At 45.1% G+C, this 16,208-nt stretch carries 17 protein-coding genes and 1 pseudogene; 15 read left to right on the top strand and 3 right to left on the bottom strand.

The annotated features are described in order from the left end of the window. Positions 1 to 13 precede the first annotated feature (13 nt). Positions 14 to 295, top strand: coding sequence for a YlbG family protein (locus BV455_RS03735; RefSeq protein ID WP_017434679.1), 282 nt, complete (start codon positions 14 to 16; stop codon positions 293 to 295). A 58-nt stretch (positions 296 to 353) separates the two neighbouring features. Here BV455_RS03735 and BV455_RS03730 read toward each other — a convergent pair whose 3' ends face one another. After that, positions 354 to 743 carry a DUF7147 family protein gene (locus BV455_RS03730; RefSeq protein ID WP_017434680.1) on the bottom strand — a complete coding sequence of 130 codons (390 nt, stop codon included), beginning with the start codon at positions 741 to 743 and terminating at the stop codon, positions 354 to 356. A gap of 397 nt (positions 744 to 1,140) precedes the next feature. Between BV455_RS03730 and rsmD the strand changes: the two genes are divergently transcribed. Next, positions 1,141 to 1,710, top strand: coding sequence for a 16S rRNA (guanine(966)-N(2))-methyltransferase RsmD (rsmD, locus tag BV455_RS03725; RefSeq protein ID WP_017434682.1), 570 nt, complete (start codon positions 1,141 to 1,143; stop codon positions 1,708 to 1,710). Positions 1,711 to 1,714: 4 nt separating this feature from the next. Then, a complete protein-coding gene (gene coaD, locus BV455_RS03720; protein ID WP_081160325.1) occupies positions 1,715 to 2,221 on the top strand; it encodes a pantetheine-phosphate adenylyltransferase in 507 nt (168 codons plus the stop codon). A 51-nt stretch (positions 2,222 to 2,272) separates the two neighbouring features. On the opposite strand, the gene ylbJ is transcribed toward coaD, so the two are convergent. Then, complete coding sequence (gene ylbJ, locus BV455_RS03715) at positions 2,273 to 3,490, bottom strand: sporulation integral membrane protein YlbJ (protein WP_026078424.1); 1,218 nt, start codon at positions 3,488 to 3,490, stop codon at positions 2,273 to 2,275. A gap of 152 nt (positions 3,491 to 3,642) precedes the next feature. Here ylbJ and BV455_RS03710 point away from each other — a divergent pair, with 152 nt between their 5' ends. Both BV455_RS03710 and BV455_RS03705 read left to right on the top strand, forming a co-directional pair. Further along, a complete protein-coding gene (locus tag BV455_RS03710) occupies positions 3,643 to 4,428 on the top strand; it encodes a patatin-like phospholipase family protein (protein ID WP_017434685.1) in 786 nt (261 codons plus the stop codon). Next, the gene (locus BV455_RS03705; RefSeq protein ID WP_017434686.1) at positions 4,428 to 5,441 is read left to right on the top strand and encodes a SepM family pheromone-processing serine protease; all 1,014 of its coding nucleotides are present in this window, start codon (positions 4,428 to 4,430) and stop codon (positions 5,439 to 5,441) included. Before BV455_RS03710 ends, BV455_RS03705 begins: the two co-directional genes overlap by 1 nt. A gap of 22 nt (positions 5,442 to 5,463) precedes the next feature. Here BV455_RS03705 and BV455_RS03700 read toward each other — a convergent pair whose 3' ends face one another. Continuing rightward, a complete protein-coding gene (locus BV455_RS03700) occupies positions 5,464 to 6,669 on the bottom strand; it encodes a nucleotidyltransferase (RefSeq protein ID WP_042407254.1) in 1,206 nt (401 codons plus the stop codon). Positions 6,670 to 6,811: 142 nt separating this feature from the next. Between BV455_RS03700 and BV455_RS03695 the strand changes: the two genes are divergently transcribed. The 10 genes and pseudogenes from BV455_RS03695 (at position 6,812) to BV455_RS03650 (ending at position 16,152) form a co-directional block, all read left to right on the top strand. Then, positions 6,812 to 7,357 carry a YceD family protein gene (locus BV455_RS03695; RefSeq protein ID WP_081160330.1) on the top strand — a complete coding sequence of 182 codons (546 nt, stop codon included), beginning with the start codon at positions 6,812 to 6,814 and terminating at the stop codon, positions 7,355 to 7,357. A 67-nt stretch (positions 7,358 to 7,424) separates the two neighbouring features. Next, positions 7,425 to 7,598, top strand: coding sequence for a 50S ribosomal protein L32 (gene rpmF / locus BV455_RS03690; protein WP_003251950.1), 174 nt, complete (start codon positions 7,425 to 7,427; stop codon positions 7,596 to 7,598). Between the two features lie 119 nt (positions 7,599 to 7,717). After that, on the top strand, positions 7,718 to 8,479 hold the full coding sequence (locus tag BV455_RS03685) for an enoyl-CoA hydratase/isomerase family protein (RefSeq protein ID WP_017434689.1): 762 nt from the start codon (positions 7,718 to 7,720) through the stop codon (positions 8,477 to 8,479). A gap of 74 nt (positions 8,480 to 8,553) precedes the next feature. Continuing rightward, positions 8,554 to 9,156, top strand: a complete 603-nt coding sequence (locus tag BV455_RS03680; protein WP_017434690.1) for an RsfA family transcriptional regulator — start codon at positions 8,554 to 8,556, stop codon at positions 9,154 to 9,156. A gap of 100 nt (positions 9,157 to 9,256) precedes the next feature. Continuing rightward, on the top strand, positions 9,257 to 10,156 hold the full coding sequence (locus BV455_RS03675; protein WP_017434691.1) for a 2-dehydropantoate 2-reductase: 900 nt from the start codon (positions 9,257 to 9,259) through the stop codon (positions 10,154 to 10,156). Beyond that, positions 10,149 to 10,535 carry a DUF3397 domain-containing protein gene (locus tag BV455_RS03670; protein WP_017434692.1) on the top strand — a complete coding sequence of 129 codons (387 nt, stop codon included), beginning with the start codon at positions 10,149 to 10,151 and terminating at the stop codon, positions 10,533 to 10,535. The genes BV455_RS03675 and BV455_RS03670 overlap by 8 nt, the downstream gene beginning before the upstream one ends. Before the next feature lie 105 nt (positions 10,536 to 10,640). Continuing rightward, positions 10,641 to 12,268, top strand: a pseudogene (bshC, locus tag BV455_RS03665) (bacillithiol biosynthesis cysteine-adding enzyme BshC). A gap of 308 nt (positions 12,269 to 12,576) precedes the next feature. Continuing rightward, on the top strand, positions 12,577 to 13,509 hold the full coding sequence (gene rsmH, locus BV455_RS03660; RefSeq protein WP_061580233.1) for a 16S rRNA (cytosine(1402)-N(4))-methyltransferase RsmH: 933 nt from the start codon (positions 12,577 to 12,579) through the stop codon (positions 13,507 to 13,509). Positions 13,510 to 13,581: 72 nt separating this feature from the next. Then, entirely contained in the window at positions 13,582 to 13,935 is a 354-nt protein-coding gene (gene ftsL / locus BV455_RS03655; protein WP_061580232.1) for a cell division protein FtsL, read from the top strand. A 6-nt stretch (positions 13,936 to 13,941) separates the two neighbouring features. Continuing rightward, a complete protein-coding gene (locus BV455_RS03650; RefSeq protein WP_061580231.1) occupies positions 13,942 to 16,152 on the top strand; it encodes a penicillin-binding protein in 2,211 nt (736 codons plus the stop codon). Positions 16,153 to 16,208: the final 56 nt, after the last annotated feature.

Below are 16,208 nucleotides of genomic sequence, written 5' to 3'. Positions count from 1 at the left end.
GGGGAATGGTGATATGTTTCCAAAACGACAAGGAATTATCGTTTGGCTTCATTCATTAAAGCATAGTAGACATTTGCGGAAATTCGGCAACATTCATTATATTTCGAAACGGTTAAAATATGTCGTTTTATATTGCGATATGGAGCAAGTCGATGAAATGATGAAAAAGCTTGCTTCCTTACCGTTTGTCAAACGGGTAGAACCATCTTACCGCCCATTTTTAAAGTTGGAGTTTGAATCCAAAGAGGAAAAAGAAAAAGACTCCTCTTATCCGTTAGGATATTCGACCGACTAAGAGAGGCTGACCCGGCAGGCTGCTAATCCGGCCTTTAAGTCAGCCTCTCTTCTTTTTCCTATTGGAGGGGAGGGATAAAGCGGTTCATTCGCATAATGCCGATTAAATGCTGGTAATATAGATCCAATTCTGCGAAAAGGGTGGAAGGTTTTACTTCCAAATGAATAATCTCCGTTCCCAGCTCTTTTGCCAGCTGGGCAAATAGCTCATAGCGCTTGTTTGGTTTTACAGATGGATTAGGAATCCCTTCGCGGCAGATGTAAAGCGGCTGGAAATCCCCTGGATCGGTCGGATGCAGGACGACGACGCAGGACGTTACCGGTTTTCCGTTTTTCACTGTATGAAAAGCAAAAAGCCCGGATAAACGATGGCGATTTGCTCGGGCCAGCTCTATTAATTCATATATATCCGAATAGCCTTCACCTAGCTCGATAAAACGCTGAATCATGGATATCCCCCTTATGATATGGTTCATACATAACTTTAATCATTGTTTAGCAAAATTTCAAATAAAAATTTCGCGTTTGTTTCCAAAACAAAAAAAAAGCCCTGCAGCACTTTGTCTGCAGGGGTCCTTTACATTTGCTTTCCTCCGCGCATCGGAGGAACAAGCAAACGAAAGGAAAAGAAAAGGGAGAGGAGAAACCGGAGGAAGAACTTATGGGGAAACGTAAGTCTTCTCCGTGGTTGGCAACAACATCCGCGTGGATGTTGTCATTACTCATTATGGACAGTTTGTTGATTTCTATACATGCCACTATGAAAAATTCGCCTGTTTTACTATAATAAAGTTTATGATAGGATTAACGTTGAATAGCATCAAAGTTAAAACGTGGTGAAAAGCGATGAGAGTCATTTCCGGAAAATGTAAAGGCAGACATCTGCAAGCGGTTCCAGGAATGTCGACAAGACCAACGACGGATAAAGTGAAGGAAGCAATATTTAATATGATCGGTCCGTATTTTTCTGGCGGTGTTGGCCTTGACTTATTCGGCGGCAGCGGTGGTCTTGGAATTGAAGCATTAAGCCGTGGGCTCGATCTGGTCATTTTTGTCGACTATGACGCCAAGGCGGTGAAAACGATCAAAAAAAACGTAGCGGCATGCGGACTGCAAGATCAGGCCGAAATATATCGCAATGATGCTGAACGGGCGTTAAAGGCGATTGTCAAACGCGGGCTTTGCTTTCATGTGATTTTTCTTGATCCGCCATACAAAGAGCAAAAGTTGCCATCGCTTCTTTCCTTTATTGATGCGCATCATCTTCTGGAAAAAGACGGTGTTGTCGTTGCCGAACATGCTGCGGAAATACACCTTCCTGAACAGGTAGGAGGCCTGTACAAATGGAAGCAGGAGACGTATGGGATTACCGCGGTTTCGATTTACCGGTATACGGATGAGGAGAAAGGGGAATAGGAAAATGGCGAGCATTGCAGTTTGTCCAGGAAGCTTTGACCCAGTTACATATGGCCATTTAGATATTATTAAAAGGGGCGCAAAAGTGTTTGATCGAGTGTATGTGGCGGTTTTGAACAACTCTTCCAAGAAACCGCTGTTTTCCGTAGAAGAGCGGATAGAGCTATTGCGGGAGGTCACGCGTCCGTTTCCTAATGTATATGTAGAGTCGTTCCACGGCCTGCTTGTCGACTATGCGCGCAGCAAAAACGCCAATGCCATTTTGCGTGGGCTGCGGGCTGTTTCTGACTTTGAATACGAAATGCAAATCACGTCGATGAACCGTGTCCTTGATGAAAACATCGAAACGTTTTTTATGATGACAAACAGCCAGTACGCTTTTTTAAGTTCGAGCATTGTGAAAGAAGTAGCAAAATATAACGGCGATATTTCCGATTTAGTTCCGCCTGTCGTCGAGGAAGCGCTGAAAAGAAAATTTGCTGCTATTGCTTCTAGCGGGGATGGCAATTAACAGCTGACTTAAAAGAGCGTTTCTTTTAAGTCAGCCTCGTCTTATTTGGCGCTATTGCTTTTTTTTGGGCATAGCCGCAGCAGTAAGCCATATATAAAGGCATAAAAAGGAGATAGTCACAATCGGTCCGAACTGCTGCATCAGCTTCCAGTAATTGTTCCATCCGCTGGCGGAATGAACCGCGAAAAACGCTGGGATGGCCCCTGCGTTGTTGCCAACGGTTTGCAAATAAAGAGGCTTCCACAATATATATGTAAAGCAAGCGGCAAAGCATCCGTGCATCATCCGCGCAATAAAAAACGGTTTGAAGCGGATATTCGCTTCGGCGAGAATGCTTGCGACTTGCGCCTGTACGGAAAATCCGCCAAAGGCAAGAACAAAGCTTGTTGCGATTGCTTTTTGCAGCAGCTCGGCTTCATCGGTTTGGCTGATCATTTGACTGCCGAGCGTAATTTCGAATAGGCCGGAAATCATTGGAATGCTAAGTTCTTTGGGCATTTGTAACAAGTGAAGGACATACTGAAAAATAAGAGCGATATGTTCTGTAATATGCATCATGTAAAGCAGTTTATTAACGACAGAAAAAAGAATGATAAATCCGCCGATCATTAATAATGTTTGGACGGAGGATCGTACAGCGTCTCCTAACAATTTTCCAAGGGGCTGTTCGTTTTTTAGGCGCGTTTCATGAAGAACACGAAAAGCGTAAGGAAGGGAAAACGCGCGACGCGGCCGTTTTGGTCTTTCTTTTTCTTCTGCTTTGCCGTGAAACCTCATGATCATGCCTACACAGATGTTTCCCATATAGTGGGAAGCGGCTAAAATAAGACCAAGATTCGGATTATGAAAAAATCCGACCGACACCGCACCGAAAATAAATAATGGGTTGGACGAATTGGTGAATGAAGCGAGCCGTTCTGCTTCGATCGCAGAAATTTGTTTTTCCTGATAGAGACGAGCAGTTAATTTTGCCCCTGATGGATATCCCGATGCCATTCCCATCGCCCAGGCGAAGCCACCGACGCCGGGAACGCGAAAAAGAGGGCGCATGAGCGGCTCTAGTAAAACGCCAAGCAAATTCACCACGCCAAAGCTGATTAATAATTCGGAAACAATAAAAAAGGGTAATAGTGATGGAAATACCACTTCCCACCACATATTTAAACCGCGAATCGACGCTTCTAATGATTGCTGTGGATAACAAATCAAGGAAAAGGCGAATAAAGTGACAGCTGAAGCGAGAAAGAAGGTTTTTGCTTTTTGCTTCATATTTGTTCTGCCTCCGGCCGAAGACAATTTCTCTCCCCCCTTTGAACGTTTTATTGCGATGTACAACCTCATATAATCTAATATACGAGTATAGGGGGAAGTTTTAGACCATAAGATAGGACCATGAACGCCATACGGAAGGGGGAGGCAGAGTGTTTCCGAAAATTGGATTGGCGTTAGGTTCAGGAGGAGCAAGAGGATTTGCCCATCTTGGTGTGCTGAAGGTATTGGAAGAGGAGGGCATTCCAATTTCTTATATAGCAGGAAGCAGCATCGGAGCGCTTGTCGCTGCCTTGTATGCGAGCGGCCTCGGCCTTGATCGTTTATATAAGCTCGCAAAATCGTTTCGCCGCAATGATTTTATCGACTTGACGATCCCGAAAATGGGATTAATTTCTGGAAAACGAATTACCGAGTTTATCCGGCTTCTCACTAAAGGAAAACAAATAGAGGAACTGGCGATTCCGGTAGCAATTGTCGCTACCGACTTGAAGACAGGAAAAAAGGTGGTGTTTCGTCAAGGTGAGGTAGCCCGCGCGGTACGGGCCAGCATTTCCATTCCCGGTATTTTTGTTCCTGCAGAGATCGATGGGCGGCTGCTTGTAGATGGAGGGGTAGTCGACCGTGTCCCCGTTTCCGTTGTCCGTGAAATGGGCGCGGATATGGTCATTGCTGTTGATGTGTCACCACTGAATGTAAACGGAGAAATTACTTCCATATTTGATGTTATTTTACAAAGCCTTGATATTTTGCAGGACGAAATCGTCTCTCATCGGCGGCTTTCCTCGGATGTGATGATTCGTCCGCGTTTGGAGCAATATAGTTCCCGCGCATTCACTCATGTTGAAGAGATTATCGCGGCCGGAGAACAGGAGGCAAAAAAAGATCTAGCAAAAATTCGCCAAGCAATTGAAAAGTGGAAGGAGCATTCGCGCTGATGAAGAAACGAACATATGCGATGGCGTTTTTCTTTGGCGTCATCATAGCATTGCTAGCTATTTTTATTAAGCTTCCCTACTATGTGACGATGCCCGGAAGCGCGCAAGATTTAAAACCGCTCGTTCATGTGGAGCACGGCGATGATGATGCAGGGACGTTTATGTTAACGACCGTGAGAATGGGAAGAGCGAATGCCATCTCCTATCTTCTTGCCCATGCTCGTCCGTTTTATGAACTTTATCCGCTTGAGGAAATTAAACAAGAAGGGGAAACAGATGAAGAATACACGATGCGCCAGCTTCAGCTGATGGAGCAGTCAAAGGAAGCGGCGATTGCTGTTGCCTATAAAAAAGCCGGCAAGCCTGTTTCCTATAAAACAAAAGGGGTATATGTGATGAGCGTGTTGCCGCATATGCCGGCGGAAGGACAGTTAAAAGTCGGCGACCGCATTGTGGCAATCAACGGAAAAAAGATGACTACATCGGACCAGATGGTAAAATATATCCGCGCAAAGAAAAAAGGCGATAAAATTCATGTTACATTTGTTCGCGGCAAAAAGCAAAGAGAGGCGACGCTGGCGTTAATGCCATTCCCGCATGAGCCGAAACAAATCGGCATCGGGATTTCGCTCGCAACTGATTATGACATCGTTACAAATCCGCCTGTCCGCGTTGACTCTGAACAAATTGGCGGACCATCGGCCGGGTTAATGTTTTCTCTGGAAATTTATAACCAATTAGTGAAGGAAGATATTACGAAAGGACATAAAATTGCCGGCACTGGCACGATTAATATGGAAGGAGAAGTCGGTCCAATTGGCGGCATCTCACAAAAAATTGTCGCCGCCGACCGCGAAGGAGCGGAAATTTTCTTTGCTCCTAATGAGCATGGCGCGGCTGATTCAAACTATCGCGAAGCAGTGAAAACAGCGAAAAAAATTGGGACAAAGATGAAAATTGTCCCGGTCGATACGTTTGATGATGCCATCCGCTATTTAAAACAGATGCAATAGTTTCGCGGTTTGTCGGCGGTTGCTACAGTTGAATCGGAGCGGTTGCGTATTCTTCCTTCAGAACCTGTGTGCGAAGCGGTTCGGAGAATATAGCGGCATAAGCAGAAGCCGCTTTTTTTTCCTGCCGGTAAATCGGGTCATTCTTCAATTTTGCCACTTTCGTGACGAGCGGCAATAATAAATGTTTTTTCACATGCTGCAAGTAGCGGCGCCCGTTTTCCGTCATGCCAAGCAAACGAATGTATGTCGGCGCTTCCGCTTGGTTTTGTTGTTCTTTTGTAAAATTCGTCAAAATATGGGTGCATGTTCGCTGCAACCGCGTCCATGTATATCTCTTTGTTTTCACCTTATCGATCAACGCAGAAAACGTTGAAGCGGTGGCGATTGCTTGCTTCAGGCGGTATTCAATTCCTTCTTCGACGCCGGCGATTTCGCGAAGTTCTGCTTCTTCTGCCGTCATGATGCGGTATTTTAAAAACGGGAAATAGACTTCCCATTCATGCAGGGTGCCGTATGTTTCCGTATATTGCCTTAATACTTGTTTCGTCGCAGCCGGTATATACGGAGCGATCATTTCCAGCCTGCCAGCCGATCCTTGCAGCGTCTTCCGCAGGCTGGTTGCGCTGGCGATGGATGGATGAGAAAAGGTTTCATCATGGTAGTTGGAAGCGATGCGGCGAATCGTACGCGGTACGATTGGAAGTTGGTTTTGTAAAATCGATTTCACATAAGCGAAGCCGAGCATATTGTTTGGTTTTGCTAAGTCAAGCGAAGCAAGGCCGAATCGTTTCCAGGCTTCCGCGTTGGCCTGTGGGTAACTGAGTCCTTTTTGCAGCGCTTCCTGTACATAACGGTCATGTTCCTCTTTTTGCTTCAAAAATGTTTTGGCTGCGTCAAGAAATGCCGTTATATCTCCATTTTCGCTTCCAAAACAAATTTCCGCGCAATGTAACGCATAAAGGAGCATCACCGCGCCGTTAGCGAACCGCTCCGCCGCTTGCACGGCAAACGCATATGGCAGTTCAATCACGATATCGACACCAGCTGCGAGCGCCATTTTCGTACGCGCCCATTTCGATACGAGCGCCGGCTCCCCACGCTGCAGAAAATTTCCGCTCATCACGGCAATGACGCAATCGGCCCCAGTTTGTTTTTTTGTTTCTTGCAGGTGGTACCAATGTCCGTTATGGAACGGATTATACTCGACAATAATTCCAACCGCTTTCATTTGCCTTCTCCCTAATCATTATTTTATCGAGCAAGGTGATAAATTGTACGGAAACTGACAACAATTATACTGTAAAGAAAAAATATTGACAAATAAAGAAACGAAACGTATAATTTTCTTTGTTGTCTTGAGGTGATTTTTTATGAAATGGACTGTTCATCAACTGCAGCAGTTTCAACATAGGGAAATGCCGATTGACGAATATGTCGATGTTTCCGATTTAAAGCAAATCGATACATTGATCCGCGATATTTCACCCGTGCATGTACAAGGAAAGGCGGATATTGGCTCGACTAAATTCACTTTTCATCTGTCCGTGTCGGGGACGATGGTGCTACCTTGTTCGCGGACGTTGGTCGACGTTTCGTACCCATTTTCCATTGAAACGACGGAAACGTTTTTTACAAATGATTATGATATCGTATCGACAGATGAAGATACACATTTAGTAAAAAATGAAACAGTAGATTTGATGCCGATTATTAAAGAACTTATTCTTTTGGAAATTCCGCTGCAAGTGTTTGCGGAAGAAGGAACGGCACAAGGCGGGGCTCCTCAGTCCGGAGAAGGATGGGAAGTCATTCAGGAAGATCGCTGGGAAGAGATGGAAGCAGAACAGGCAAAACAGAAAATCGACCCTCGTCTGGCCGGCCTAGCGAAGTTTTTTGATAAGGACAATAAGGAATAAGCAAAGCACCCGGGTTGAATCCGGATTTTTGCTGATACTTCAACATGCTGATAAGGAGGTGGGAAGCATGGCAGTACCTTTTAGAAGAACATCAAAAACAAGAAAAAGACTGCGCCGCACTCACTTTAAATTGCAAGTGCCAGGCATGGTAGAATGCCCAAATTGCGGTGAAATGAAATTGGCTCACCGCGTCTGCAAATCTTGCGGAACTTACAAAGGAAGAGAAGTTGTCAACAAATAATCTTTCATTAGCAACAAGCACAAGAAAACAAAAACTTGTGCTTGTTGTTTTTTTATACAGACAATGCAGGAAAATGCGTCCTTAACGCCCAATTGTTTTTTAAAAGGGGGAAAAAGAATATGACAGTAGCGAACATAGAACATGACCGAGATGGGGTTGTTTGGTTTACGATTTGCCGTCCGGAAAAACGCAATGCTATTAACTTCGAAGTAATGGACAAATTAAAAGAAACGATAAAGCTGGTGGAAAATGATAGGCAGGCAAAAATGCTCGTCATCACCGGGACGGGCGAGGAAGCGTTTTGTTCTGGCGGCGATTTAAGCCAATTTCAACATTTACAAGCTGAAGGCGCGAAACAAATGTTAAAAAGGATGGGCGAACTTTTATATTCGTTGCTTACGCTGTCTAAACCAACGGTTGCCTTGATCAATGGCGCTGCGATGGGCGGCGGCTGTGAGTTGGCGTCGGCCTGCGACTTTCGCTACGCGAAATCGGGAAGCAAAATCGGCTTTATTCAAGGAAAGCTAGGAATAACAACCGGGTGGGGCGGAGCAACGATGCTTTTTGAAAAGCTCCCTTACGCGCAAGCGCTGAATATACTGCTGCGCGCCGAAAGAATTCAGGCGGAGACAATGCAAGCATATGGATGGATCGATGCGGTGCTGCCCGGCAATGATCTGCGTGAAGAATGTCGACAACTGCTCGCCCCGTACGTATCGCAATCAGTTGCTGTCTTGCGCGCCTATAAGCTGGCGGCGGTAGAAAAATGGAAAAGTGATGAATTCCGCATGAGGTTTTTTGCCGAAATTAGCCGGTGCGCCGAATTATGGGGCTCGGAAGAACATGCCAAAGCAGTGCAGGCTTTTTTGCAGAAATCATAATTTTCTCCTTCTATCTTTTCTATTAGCCGCATACCATATAGTGAAAAAAGTGGCTGTTAGGGAGGGGGAAGGAGATGACAAGTGTACGTCAGGATGCATGGACGCAAGAGGAAGATTTGCTGTTAGCGGAAGTGGTTTTGCGCTATATTCGTGAAGGCGGCACGCAGCTTCAAGCTTTTGAGGAAGTAGGGCGGCGTTTGTCGCGCACGGCAGCTGCGTGCGGTTTTCGCTGGAATTCCTATGTGCGAAAACAGTATAAAGAGGAAATTGAGCTGGCAAAGAGACAGCGGAAGGAGCGCAAAAAAGAAACAGCGGCATCGAATGAAGAAGGGGGGCAAAAGAGGGCGGAAGCAAGATTGGAGAAAAACTTAACATGGTCTGATGTAATCGCGTTTTTGCAAACATACGGGCAAAAAGCGCGCGACTCGCAACGAATAGCAGATGAAAACCGGGCTTTAAAGAAAGATATGGAGCAATTGCAGCAAATGATCACGAAATTACAAGCGGAGAAAGAAGCGTTGCAAAAAGAACTATCAACTATTCAAGCAGAGTATAAAACATTGCTTGCCATTATGGAGCGGGCGCGAAAAATGATCGCACTGGAAGAAGAGCAGGGCCAAAACGAAAAAGATGCCCACGAACAAAACCTCGTTCCGGAAAACGCAGAGAAGCCATAAAAGCTGACGAGAACGTCAGCTTTTTTTCTTAACGTACGAAGCGCTTGTTTGCTAAAATAGGACTAACTAACATGAATTAGTTGGAAGGCAGGGGGATGTTGTGAAAATTGGCATTGTCGGCGGCGGAGCGATCGGTTTGCTAGTCGCCGCATATCTAGGTAAAGAACATAAAGTCACTGTGTACACAAGGCGCTCGCCGCAAGCAAAGCGATTACAGAATGAGGGATTGCGGCTTGAAAAAAAAGGAGAAACCACGTGCATTTCCATACAGGCGGCGCCGTTTGCTGAAGCAGCCATTGATGATGATATTGTATTTATCACGGTGAAGCAATATGATATGTCGTCTGTCCTTGACAACACAGAACGGTTTCGCCACGTTCAAACCATTGTTTTTTTGCCAAATGGAATGGGACATGTGGAAAAGTTAGCTGCTTTTGCCGAAAAAAATGTTGTTGTCGGTGTAGTGGAGCATGGTGCGATAAAACGGGACGATCGTACGGTAGAACATACCGGAATTGGCAAAATCGTGCTAGCCAGCTTATATGGCACATTGCAAGACGTCATGCCTCTAGCAGCAAGATGCATTTCTGATTTTCCGTTTGAAATTGCCGACGACTGGGAGCAAGTACTAGTAAAGAAACTGATCGTCAATGCCGTCATTAATCCATTGACAGCGCTTTTGCGCGTTCCAAACGGAAAGCTGCTGCAAGTAGCGCCATATTACGAAATGATGAAGCTATTGTTTTCCGAATTGCAGCAAGTATTGCCGATTAAAGATGGAGCGGCGGCATGGAAGCATATTGTGGACATTTGTCAAAAAACAGCAGAAAACTATTCATCGATGTACATGGACGTTGCGCGACATCGGAAAACGGAAGTAGATGCTATTTTAGGATATGTGTTAAAAAAAGGGGACGAACTTGGCATAGAGTTGCCGCTCTCGCAATTTTTATTTTATGCGATCAAGGGGATGGAAGAAGGGGGAGAAAAACATGGATGAGCTGTTGGCATGGCTGCTCGCGACGTTTGTCACCATGCCGCTATTAGCCTTTTTTCTTGTCTATTTCTTTGCGCGCAAGCTATGGAAGAGAAAACGGAAATCGTTTTATGCGGCAGTAAACGTATCCACGCTGTTTTTTATTGTCGCTGTTCACTTCTTGCTTATGATTCTTTCGGGGAAGTCGTATTTATGGTACATTGTTCTTTTTTTGCTACTGATGCATATGCTGATTGCGATCGGGTATTGGCGGAAAAAGGAGGATTTTCATTTTGCCGTGATTTTCCGCCTGTTTTGGCGGGCCAGCTTCCTATTGTTTTTCACGCTTTACGCCGGCCTTCTCGTTTATGGAATGGTCGTAAGAGTGTCTGGCAACTTATAAAAAAACATGCGGCCATCATGAGCAACTGTTTTTTCATTTGCGAAAAAGAAGTGCTATACTCATGAAAGAATATATACATAAGACCATAAGAAAGGGAGTTTTTACATGGAGGTTCGCGAGATTTCTTTGGGGGCTACTACATTGTTGGCAACCGATTACATAAACGGCGTTTTTCCAACAGAAAAAGGTTTTTCTTATTCACTCAAAGCCGAGGATGTGTTTTGGAGGCGGCTTTCTGATATAAAAGATAGAGCCTATTTACGCCGCGAACTCGTTGAATATTTGCGCTCCTATCATAAACGGTTTCAGGCAAGCTCCAAAACAATGGAGAATATCGAGAAGCTGCTTGACCGAGAAAGCGTAGTAGTTGTCGGGGGCAGCAAGCAGGACTGTTGACCGGGCCGCTTTATACTATTTACAAGATTATTACGATCATCACGCTTGCGAAAGAACAAGAGAGACAGCTAGGCGTGCCGGTCGTCCCGATTTTTTGGATTGCCGGCGAAGATCATGATATCGCCGAAGTCAATCATGTGTACGTTGTCGAAGACGGAAAAATGAAAAAAGTGGTTTATCCCCATGCTCCACAGGAAAAACGCATGGTAGCGGACGTGCCGCTGGACCGTCAAATTGGTTATGAATGGGTCACTAGTGTCGTCAAAACGTATGGCGAAACAGAAACGACGAATAAGCTGCTCGATTTTCTATTCCGATGTTTAGAGGAATCGCAAACGTTTGTTGACTTTTTCGCTTCGATTGTTTTGCGTCTGTTCGCTTCAGAAGGCTTGGTGGTGCTGAACGCGGCCGATGCCGGGCTGCGTACGCTAGAGAGCGGCTTTTTTACGGTTTTGATCGAGCGCCATCGCGAGATAACGGCTGCGGTATTGCAAAAGCAAGAAGAACTTCGCCGGCTCGGCTATAAACAGATGCTTGATATTCATGCGCATTCTGCGAATTTATTTTATTACGACGGACGAGAGCGCTGGCTGCTCGAATATGACCCGCAGAAAGAAATGTTTCGCAGCAAAAAAGGGAACATAATGTTGGCGAAAGAAGAGTTAATGCAATTGGCCAAAACAAAGCCCGCCTGTTTAAGCAATAATGTCGTGACCCGCCCGCTTATGCAAGAGTTTTTGCTGCCGACGCTGGCGTTTGTGGCCGGTCCTGGGGAAATCGCTTATTGGGCCGAGCTCAAAGAAGCATTTTCCGTCTTTGGCCTGCAAATGCCGCCAGTCGTTCCGCGCGTCCAGATGACGATTGTCGAGCGCTCCATCCAAACGGATTTAGCCGACATTGGCATCGATATTATGGATGTGCTTGAAGGGCGGATCGAAGCGGTAAAACAACAATGGCTGGCTAAAAAGGCCCGCTATCCGCTCGAAGACCTATTCGCCAAAGCGAAGGAGGAAATCGAAGAGATTCACCGTCCGCTTCGGGAAATCGGCATGGAAATTGACCGCGGATTAGCGGGGGTGCTGACGAAAAATGCCGCCTTCGTGCAGGCACAAATCGATTTTCTTCAGCAAACGTTGCAGAAGGCGTTAATACGTAAATATGAGGCGGAGTTGCAAAAATTTTTGCGCGTGGAAATGTCATTAAGACCGGACGGAGCGCCACAGGAGCGGATTTGGAATATTTTCTATTACATTAACAAATACGGATTTGATTTTGTAGAAAAACTTTTACAATTGAACGGCCATTGGAATGGAATGCATAAAATTGTATATATATAATTGTTTTTCAAAGAAAAAGTCGAAAAGAAAAATCCTGTTTGCTGCAGGATTTTTTTTTATGAAAATGAATAGTTAAACAATACAAAAAGAGAGTGGAAATAAAAGTAAAAAACATTTGTTCGCAATCTTCAGTGTAGTGCTGAAATGCGACAAAAACAAACAGAAGAAGACGCGTTTTTACAAAAAAAGCTAAAATTTTGTTGTGTTTTGCGGTATAATAAATAAACGATCGACCTGTTAAAAATAAATTTAGCAAGCTAGACTGCGATGGTGCGAATTCTTTCCAAAGAGATAAAGGTGGTGAACATGTGTTTCAACATACAACCGTACTATTAAAAGAAGCAGTAGATGGGCTTCGCATTAAACCAGATGGAACTTATGTCGACTGCACGCTTGGTGGCGGAGGACATAGCGAGTATTTGCTTTCGCAATTGTCGGAAAAAGGCCGGTTGTTTGCTTTCGATCAAGATGATATGGCCATCGAGCATGCGAAGAAGCGATTAGCACGTTACGAAAAACAAGTAACGTTTATTCATAGAAACTTTCGTTTTCTGCAAGAAGAACTGGCGACGCGCGGGGTCGAAGAAGTAGACGGGATTTTATTTGATTTAGGAGTGTCCTCGCCGCAGCTCGATATGCCGGAACGCGGCTTTAGCTATCACTATGATGCGCCATTGGATATGCGGATGAACCGCGAGCAATCGTTAACGGCGTATGACATCGTTAACCAATGGCCGTATGAGAGGCTCGTTCATATCTTTTTTCATTACGGCGAGGAAAAGTTTTCAAAACAAGTGGCGCGAAAAATTGAAGAAGTGCGCAAAGAAAAGCGAATTGAAACGACGGGGGAGCTAGTCGACATCATTAAAGCGGCGATTCCGGCGCCAGCGAGACGGAGCGGGGGGCATCCTGCGAAACGAATTTTTCAGGCAATCCGCATTGCCGTCAACGATGAGCTGCAAGCATTTAAAGATGCGATTACACAGGCAATTGATTTATTAAAATGCGGTGGAAGAATTAGTGTGATTACGTTTCACTCGCTAGAAGACCGTATTTGTAAAGCGGCTTTTAAAGAAGCAAGCCAAGGTCCGCAGCTTCCTCCCGGACTTCCGCTTATTCCCGATCAGCACCGCCCCGTACTAAAAATCATTACGAAAAAGCCGATCGTTCCTTCTGAAGAAGAAGTGGAACAAAACCATCGCGCGCGTTCCGCAAAGTTGCGCATTGCCGAAAAACTATAAGAGCGATTCTATTCGCTATCAAGAAATGGAAGATTCGATAAAATCGTATCAGTTATAGGAGGGTGAAAGAAAATGAACAATACCGCAGTAAAAGTTCACGAGCAGCACCGTCCGTCGCCGCGCTCCCATACAAGAAAGCAACGAAAGCTGCGCATTCGCTTTACATTAGGGGAAAAGCTTTTATTTGTTTCGTTCTGCGTGTTTGTCATGTATGCAGCCGTACATATAGTGTCCAATCAAGTGAAAATTTATCAAATGAACAAAGGTATCCAAAAACTAGAAGAGACGATTCAAGAACAGCAAAAACAAAACAATGATTTATATGTGGAAGTGCAACAGTTAAGCACGTATGAACGCATTTTGCAAAAGGCGAAAGAGCTCGGCCTCTCGTTAAACGAAAACAATGTAAAAGTCGTACAGGAATGATGGTCGATGGATATGAAAAAGCATAAAAATACACATAAAGGAGCAGCTATATTATTTTTCATATTCAGTCTGCTCTTTTTTGTGTTATTTGCCCGTTTTGTTCAGCTGCAAGTAACGGGAGTCGCCGACGGTCAAGTGCTGGCGGTGAAGGCGGAAGAAAAATACAAACAGCAACGGAAGATCGAAGCAAAACGTGGAACCATTTTTGACCGCAACGGCGAAGTGCTGGCTCAGGATGTGCCGTCGTATACTGTTGTTGCTGTCCTGGATCCAAAGATGACGACCGATCCTGACCATCCAAGACATGTTGTTCATCCGCACAAAACCGCCAAAAAGCTGGCCCCGTTGTTAGACATGGATGTCGATGAAGTGGAGCGGATTTTAAAGAAAGATGCAAAGCAAGTGGAATTTGGCCCCCATGGGCGAAATATTAGTTATGAGCTAAAGCAAAAAATCGAGGCGCTCCATCTCCCGGGAATCGGATTTATTCGCGATACGAAACGATTTTATCCAAACGGGAATTTCGCTTCGTATGTCATTGGCTATGCGCAAAAAAGTGAGAACAATGAAACAGTCGGAAAAATGGGGCTTGAGAAAAAGCTGGATAAGTATTTGCATGAAAAAGCTGGCTACGTTTCCTTTGCCGGAGATATAAACGGATTCCGGCTGCCAAATACAAAGGAAAAGATCGTTCCGCCCGATAACGGCGCCAATGTATATTTAACGATTGACGGAAAAATTCAGACGTTTTTGGAAGATGCGATAAATGAGGTCGAAAAACAATATAAGCCGAAAAAAATCATTGCCATTGTCGCCGATCCGAAAACAGGGAAAATTTTGGCGATGGCGACAAGACCGAGCTTTGACCCGAATAAACGCAATATCACTAACTATTTTAATGATGCGATTTCCTACCCGTATGAGCCGGGATCGACGATGAAAATTTTTACACTTGCTGCCGCGATTAATGAAGGAGTGTATAACGGCAATGAGCGATACCGCTCCGGATCCTATAAAGTAGGACCGAATATTATTCGCGACCATAATAAAGTAGGCTGGGGAACGATTACATTTAACGAGGGCGTCCAGCGCTCTTCCAACGTCGCTTTTTCGATTTTAGTCAAAGAAAAGCTTGGAGAAGACCGCTTTTTGCAATATTTACATCGTTTTCATTTTGACCAAAAAACCGGCATTGATCTTCCGGGCGAAGCGGTAGGACAAATTCATTATCGCTATCCGATCGAACGGATTACGACCGGGTTCGGACAAGGGACGTCGGTAACGCCAATTCAGCAAATTCAGGCGGCTACCGCGATCGCTAACGGCGGAAAAATGATGAAGCCGTATGTGGTCGACCGTGTTGTCGATCCAGATACAGGAAAAGTTATCATGAAACACGAGCCGGAAGTCGTCGGTCAACCGATTACGGAAGATACGGCGCATAAAGTTTTGGATATATTGGAAACGGTCGTTACTTCCGAACATGGAACGGGACGTCCATATCAAATTGAAGGCTACCGGGTGGCCGGAAAAACGGGAACGGCGCAAATTCCATCACTGAATGGGGGCTATTTAACAGGCTGGGAAAATTATATTTTTTCTTTTTTAGGAATGGCTCCGAAAGAAAATCCTCGCCTCCTTATGTATGTGGCCGTCCAGCAGCCGAAATTATCGTACACGGAAACAGGCGCTGCTCCGGTTTCTCATATTTTTACGAGCGTGATGAAAAGCAGTCTGCAATATTTGCACATTCAGCCTTCGGCGGAAAGAAAGGCCGCGAAAAAGCCATCAACAGGGATTGAAATTGGCTCCTATGCCGGTTTTTCGACCGAAGAGGCCGTGCAGAAATTAAAAGAAAAAGGACTTGTCCCGGTCGTCATTGGAAAAGGACAACAAATTGAAAAGCATGTACCGCGTGCGGGAGAACGTATCATTGCCGGGGAACGGGTGATGTTAAAAACGGAAGGTGAGGCAGTGATGCCGAATATCCGCGGCTGGTCGCTGCGCGATGTCATGAAGGCAGCGGAACTTCTTGGGCTTCGCACTAGCACGAAAGGAAACGGGTATGTGGTGAGCCAAAATATTCGCCCGGGGGCAATCGTTAAAAAAGGAGATTACTTAATTGTCGAACTGGCAGAGCCGCGCGAATGGGATGAAGCGGTAATACAAAAGCAAACAGAAGCAGCAGAGAAAAAAAGCGACGGTCCACAGGAGTGATTTTCGAACGTTCTATAATAAGGAGTACAAGCATATAGTGGAACGAGCCCATTATA

It is taken from the genome of Parageobacillus caldoxylosilyticus (assembly GCF_019272935.1).
GTDB lineage: Bacteria > Bacillota > Bacilli > Bacillales > Anoxybacillaceae > Saccharococcus > Saccharococcus caldoxylosilyticus.
Note: the sequence above shows the minus strand (reverse complement) of the source record. Positions and strands in the feature narration are given on the sequence as shown.

What these genes read in the sequence shown, in the direction of transcription:
- ylbJ (WP_026078424.1), bottom strand. Translation starts at nt 3,490, where the DNA reads ATGAAGCAAAAAGCAAAAACCTTCTTTCTCGCTTCAGCTGTCACTTTA.
- ftsL (WP_061580232.1), top strand. Translation starts at nt 13,582, where the DNA reads ATGAACAATACCGCAGTAAAAGTTCACGAGCAGCACCGTCCGTCGCCG.
- BV455_RS03730 (WP_017434680.1), bottom strand. Translation starts at nt 743, where the DNA reads ATGATTCAGCGTTTTATCGAGCTAGGTGAAGGCTATTCGGATATATAT.
- rsmD (WP_017434682.1), top strand. Translation starts at nt 1,141, where the DNA reads ATGAGAGTCATTTCCGGAAAATGTAAAGGCAGACATCTGCAAGCGGTT.
- coaD (WP_081160325.1), top strand. Translation starts at nt 1,715, where the DNA reads ATGGCGAGCATTGCAGTTTGTCCAGGAAGCTTTGACCCAGTTACATAT.
- BV455_RS03685 (WP_017434689.1), top strand. Translation starts at nt 7,718, where the DNA reads ATGACAGTAGCGAACATAGAACATGACCGAGATGGGGTTGTTTGGTTT.
- BV455_RS03680 (WP_017434690.1), top strand. Translation starts at nt 8,554, where the DNA reads ATGACAAGTGTACGTCAGGATGCATGGACGCAAGAGGAAGATTTGCTG.
- BV455_RS03670 (WP_017434692.1), top strand. Translation starts at nt 10,149, where the DNA reads ATGGATGAGCTGTTGGCATGGCTGCTCGCGACGTTTGTCACCATGCCG.
- rpmF (WP_003251950.1), top strand. Translation starts at nt 7,425, where the DNA reads ATGGCAGTACCTTTTAGAAGAACATCAAAAACAAGAAAAAGACTGCGC.
- BV455_RS03650 (WP_061580231.1), top strand. Translation starts at nt 13,942, where the DNA reads ATGGATATGAAAAAGCATAAAAATACACATAAAGGAGCAGCTATATTA.
- BV455_RS03705 (WP_017434686.1), top strand. Translation starts at nt 4,428, where the DNA reads ATGAAGAAACGAACATATGCGATGGCGTTTTTCTTTGGCGTCATCATA.
- BV455_RS03695 (WP_081160330.1), top strand. Translation starts at nt 6,812, where the DNA reads ATGAAATGGACTGTTCATCAACTGCAGCAGTTTCAACATAGGGAAATG.
- BV455_RS03735 (WP_017434679.1), top strand. Translation starts at nt 14, where the DNA reads ATGTTTCCAAAACGACAAGGAATTATCGTTTGGCTTCATTCATTAAAG.
- BV455_RS03700 (WP_042407254.1), bottom strand. Translation starts at nt 6,669, where the DNA reads ATGAAAGCGGTTGGAATTATTGTCGAGTATAATCCGTTCCATAACGGA.